Annotated in this window: 5 protein-coding genes; 4 read left to right on the plus strand and 1 reads right to left on the minus strand. The window is 67.8% G+C overall.

Annotated features, from left to right (window positions below; translation table 11 throughout):
- The 4 genes from EB084_19515 to EB084_19530 all read left to right on the plus strand — a co-directional run.
- A partial coding sequence (locus EB084_19515; protein NDD30452.1) for a hypothetical protein occupies window positions 1-426 on the plus strand: 426 nt, incomplete at its 5' end.
- Window positions 371-1900, plus strand: a complete 1530-nt coding sequence (locus tag EB084_19520; protein ID NDD30453.1) for a hypothetical protein — start codon at window positions 371-373, stop codon at window positions 1898-1900. The genes EB084_19515 and EB084_19520, both read left to right, overlap by 56 nt.
- Window positions 1897-3279, plus strand: coding sequence for a hypothetical protein (locus EB084_19525; GenBank protein ID NDD30454.1), 1383 nt, complete (start codon window positions 1897-1899; stop codon window positions 3277-3279). Before EB084_19520 ends, EB084_19525 begins: the two co-directional genes overlap by 4 nt.
- A gap of 107 nt (window positions 3280-3386) precedes the next feature.
- Entirely contained in the window at window positions 3387-3884 is a 498-nt protein-coding gene (locus tag EB084_19530) for a DUF427 domain-containing protein (GenBank protein ID NDD30455.1), read from the plus strand.
- Window positions 3885-3949: 65 nt separating this feature from the next.
- Here EB084_19530 and EB084_19535 read toward each other — a convergent pair.
- A partial coding sequence (locus EB084_19535; GenBank protein ID NDD30456.1) for a hypothetical protein occupies window positions 3950-4830 on the minus strand: 881 nt, incomplete at its 5' end.

Raw genomic sequence — 4830 nt, forward strand, 5'->3', positions numbered from 1 at the left:
GGTGAGGTCATCAAGGGCTTCGCCAAGCTCATCGCCCGCCTCTCGCGTCGCCACCATCTGCTGGCCCCATGCGACACGGTGTGCAACATCCCCGCGAGCAAGGTCGAGAGCCCGGAGACCGCGGTGAGCCAGCTCTCGCGCATGGTGGCCGAGATGGCGGGCATCCGGGACGGCACGGGCTGGCTGGTGCGCCATAAATCGGTGCTGCCGGCCGGCTTCTTCAACATCGGCACCAACGAGGGCAAGCACCTCGACAGCGTGCGGGTGGCCCACAACGACCTGGTGGGTGGCCGCACCATCCTGCTGCTCGACGATTTCATCGATACCGGCTCGACCATGCGGGCCTGTCGTCATCTGCTGCAGGCTGTCGGTGCGAAGCGCGTTCTCTGCCTCGCGCTGGGCATGCGCGATCACGAGCCTCTCTGAGGTGCGCCTCACGTCCATCGATCTGGGCGTCATCGGTCTCTACTTCGCCATCATCAGTGGCGTGGCATGGATCAGCCGAGCCTCGTCGAAGGAGGGGAGTCGAGGCTTTCTGCTGGGCGAGCGCCAGATTCCCTGGTGGGCCGCCATGCTGTCGATCATCGGCACCGAGCTGAGCGCCCTCTCGTTCGTGGGCGTGCCTGCCTATGCGTATGCGCGCACCGGGAACTTCACCTATCTGATGGCGGGGGCGGGCATGGTGTGTGCCCGTGTCATCGTGTCGAAGTGGTTCGTGCCGGCCTTCTACGCCCAGAACGTGGTCTCGATCTACGAGCTGCTCGAGACGCGCTTCGGTCCTCGCACCCGTGATGCCGGGGTGGCTGTCTTCATGTTCACGCGGGTGGCCATGAGTGGCGTGCGCCTCTACGCGGGCTCCATCGTCATCGAGCAGGCGCTCGGCGTCTCGTGGACCTGGGCCATCGTTCTCACCGCAGGGGTGGGCATGGTGTACACGATGGTGGGCGGCATCAAATCGGTGATCTGGACCGAGGTGCTGCAGGTGTGCGTCATGCTCGGCGGCGCCATCGCCGCCGCGGTGGCCCTGTACGCCTCTCTCCCGCAGGGCTGGGCGTCAGTGCAGGCCGCCGTGGCCGACATCTCCCCGCCCAAGTTCGCCATCTTCGATTTCCGCTTCGACCTCTTTGCGCAGGACCAGGAGTTCACGGTCTGGTCGTGCCTCGTGGGCATGACGTTCTTCAACCTGTCGATCATGGGCACCGACTACGACATGGTGCAGCGCATGCTCACCACGAAGGACGAGGCGCGCAGCGCGCGCGCCGTGATCACGTCGGCGCTCGCCGACGTTCCGCTGTCTGCGCTCTTCCTCACCATCGGGGTTCTGCTGTACACCTACTACGGCCTGCACCCGGATCCCACGCTGCCCATGGCCGATGGCCACGTCATCGCCAAGCAGGTCTTTCCCCACTTCATCGTCACGCGCATGCCCCCCATGCTTGCCGGCCTCGTGGTGGCGGGCATCCTCTCGGTGGCGCTGTCGTCGTTCCAGTCGGCGCTCAATGCGCTCTCGGCGTCGTACACCATCGATGTCTATCGCCGCTACATCGGACGAGATCTGCCCGACGAGCGCTATGTGCGGGTCACGCGCCAGGCCACCGTGGTCTTTGCCGTGCTTCTCTGCGGTGTGGCCTTCGCCTCGTCGCAGGCGCACGATCTCCTCATCCTCGGACTGGAGATTCCGTCGTATACCTACTGTGCCTTGCTCGGGGTCTTCCTGGTGGGCATCTTCACCCGGCAGGGCACCGACGCCAGCGGCGTGCTGGCCATCGCGACCACGATCCCGTTCGTGCTCGTCGTCTGCCATGGGTGGTTGGGCGTGGCGTGGACCTGGAACGCCATGTTCGGAACCCTGTTCTCGATCGCAGTGACCCTGGCGGCGGCTCGGCCTCGGTCGCGATGAGCCGTCGCGCCTACGAACGGGCGGAGGCGGCCCTGCACGCCTTCACCCGAACGGCCATCGACAACACGCCCCCCCGCGCCGGCCATCGTCTGCGCGCCTTCCTCGACGCCCGCGGCGCGCCTGACCGGCGCTTGCAGATCGTCGTGGTGGTGGGCACGGTGGGCAAGGGCTCGACGGCCACCTGCCTGGCGTCGATCCTGCGGGCCTGCGGGGAGACCGTGGGGCTGTTCACGGGGCCTCACCTCGCGCGCTACACCGAGCGGGCCCAGGTGAACGGACGCGCGGTCTCGATGAAGGCATGGGCCCGGCAGATCACCGATCTGCTACAGGCTGCCGAGACGCTGCCCGATCGCCCCTCGCTGCTCGAGGTGCTCGCGGTGGCGGCGGTGGAGTGGTTCGTCGACCGCGGCGTGCGCTGGGCGGTGATGGAGGCCGGCGTGGGCGGGCATCGCGATCACACCATGGCCTTCGCCCCGGTGCTCAGCGTGATCACCCGCATCGACATCGATCACGCCGATCTGCTCGGCGACACCATCGCCGCCATTGCCCACGAGAAGTGCGGGGCTGTGCGAGCGGGCACGTCGGTGGTCTCCGGGGTGCAGACAGCCGACGCCGCCGCGGTCATCACCGCGCGCGCGAACGAGGCGGTTGCCCCGCTCTGGCTGGGGGGGCGCGACGTCCACGTGGGTGGCGTGGTGCCTCTGGCCGCTGCCACCCGCTTCGACTACAGCTGTGCGTTGCTCGGTGTCGACTGGCAGGCGCTGCGCGTGCCCCTGGCCGGCGCGCACCAGGCCGAGAACGCCGCACTTGCCGTCACGGCCGCGCTGCGCTTGTGGGCGCACGGTCGTGTTCTGCTCAGTGAGGGCAAGGTGCGCAGAGGCCTTTCGTTGGCGCGCTTCCCAGGTCGCCTCGAAGTTCTCGGCGGTGTGCCGGAGGTGCTGCTCGACGGCGCGCATCAGCCTGTGGGGGCGCGGGCGCTTCGTGTTGCCCTCGACACAGTCTACGCGAGCCGTGACGTATTTCTCGTGCTCGGGGTCTTCACCGACAAGGACCGCGATGGAATCGCCGCGGCGCTTGTCGGCCGCGCCGCTCGCACCTTTGTGACGCTGCCGCCTTGGGCCGATCGAGCGGGGGATGTGGCCGCGCTCGAAGACTGGGCGGTGCGGGCCGCAGGGCGTGGGCGCGTCGAGCTCGCGCCGACGTGGGAGCAGGCCCTCGAGGCTGCGCGCGACGCTGCTCGGGAAGCGATGGGCGCGGGCCGCTCGGCCCTGGTCGTGGTGACGGGCTCGCTCTACCTGGTGGGCGCGGCGCGGGAGCGGCTGTTCTGTCTTCATCTTCGCAGAATGAGCGCAAAAGGGGCTGCTGCAACATACGTCTGACGTGTTCTGTGCAGATGCGACCAGTACACTCTCCATGGTCACCGCAGCGCCGGCCCAGCGGCCATCGGCCCAAAGGAGACAGATCGTGGCGCAGCGTACCTCACGGCATGGCCCCTCCTCGTCGCGACCCCGTCGGCCCAGGCCAGGAGTCAGTCTGGGATTATCCACGCCCGCCCCGCCTCGAACCCGACAGACGCCTGGTTGAGGTGGTCTTCAATGGCCACGTCGTTGCGCGAACGACCCGCGCGCTCCGCCTCCTCGAAACCAGCCATCCCCCCACCTGGTATATTCCACCCGACGATATCGACATGTCGGTCATCGAAGTCGCCTCAGGATCGTCATTCTGTGAGTGGAAAGGCGTCGCGACCTACCATACGGTCGTCGTCGGAAGCCGCCGAGCAGAGCGTGCAGCGTGGAGCTATGCGTCGCCGGCTGCTCCCTTCGAGGCGCTTGCAGATCATCTGGCCTTCTACGTGGCCGCCATGGACGCATGCACCGTCGGCGGCGAGCGCGCACGCCCGCAGCCGGGCGGGTTCTACGGGGGATGGGTCACATCTGACCTGGCAGGGCCGTTCAAGGGAGAGCCCGGAACCTGGCACTGGTAGGGGTTGGGGCGGGATCCGCCTTCGTGTCACGACCGACCAGGAGCGGTCGTGTGCCTCGGTTCACGTCAGTCCGATGTGGGCGTCACGATCTGATGGGTGGTCAGGACGGGAAGGATGCGCGTCTCGAATGTGCTCATGCGCGTCTCTATCCGGGCGAGGGTCTGGGCGACGTCGGTGACGGGTTGCCCCTGCTCGAGCAGGTGACGCCCGGCGTTCGTGAGCGCCTGCGCGATCGACGTGGCTCTCTCGTCTGAGGGTTGCTCCCAGGCGGTGACGCAGAGGCCGTCGAGAACGTCGAGGGGCACCACGGCTCCCGTGTGCGGCGAGACGAGACGTACCCCGTTGTCGCGCATGAGCCGATCGCGCAGCAGCGCGCGGTTGAAGCCGTCGGTGACGCGCACGGGGCCGTTGGCGTTGAGGGTGTCGAAGGGGCCATGATAGAGCCGCAGTGCGCCGAGGGCGCAGAGGCGCTGCAGCACGCCCTGCAACACATCTGCGGGGGCTTCGCCCGCGAGCTCCGCCATCGTCGCCGGCGCGGCTTGCAGCCGATCGAGCAGGCGCTGTGCCAGGGGGTTCGTGATGGGCACGTCTGATGTGACCAGTGGATTTGAGCCGAACCACGCCCAGGGGCCCGTCTCAGACGGGGTGGGCGGTACCTGGTCGGCGCGCACGTAGATGTCGCGTCGGAAGACCTCGTCGAGCACGAAGTCGCGATGCGTCTCGTAGGTGTCGCGGGTCTCGGCCGATCGCAGCAGCGGCTGGAACGTTGCGGGCACACAGAGATCGGGGTAGTTGCGCGTGTGTGGGATGCAGCCGGCGAACCGCATCCCGCAGGCACTGAGGGCAGCGGCAACCTCGTGGAAGTAGAATGCGCGCCAGTGCTCATTGAGGAACTCGTGGATCAGGTAGTTGGGCGACTGCGAGAGCAGGCGGTCGAGCTTGCGCT

Source organism: Pseudomonadota bacterium, from assembly GCA_010028905.1.
GTDB lineage: Bacteria > Vulcanimicrobiota > Xenobia > RGZZ01 > RGZZ01 > RGZZ01.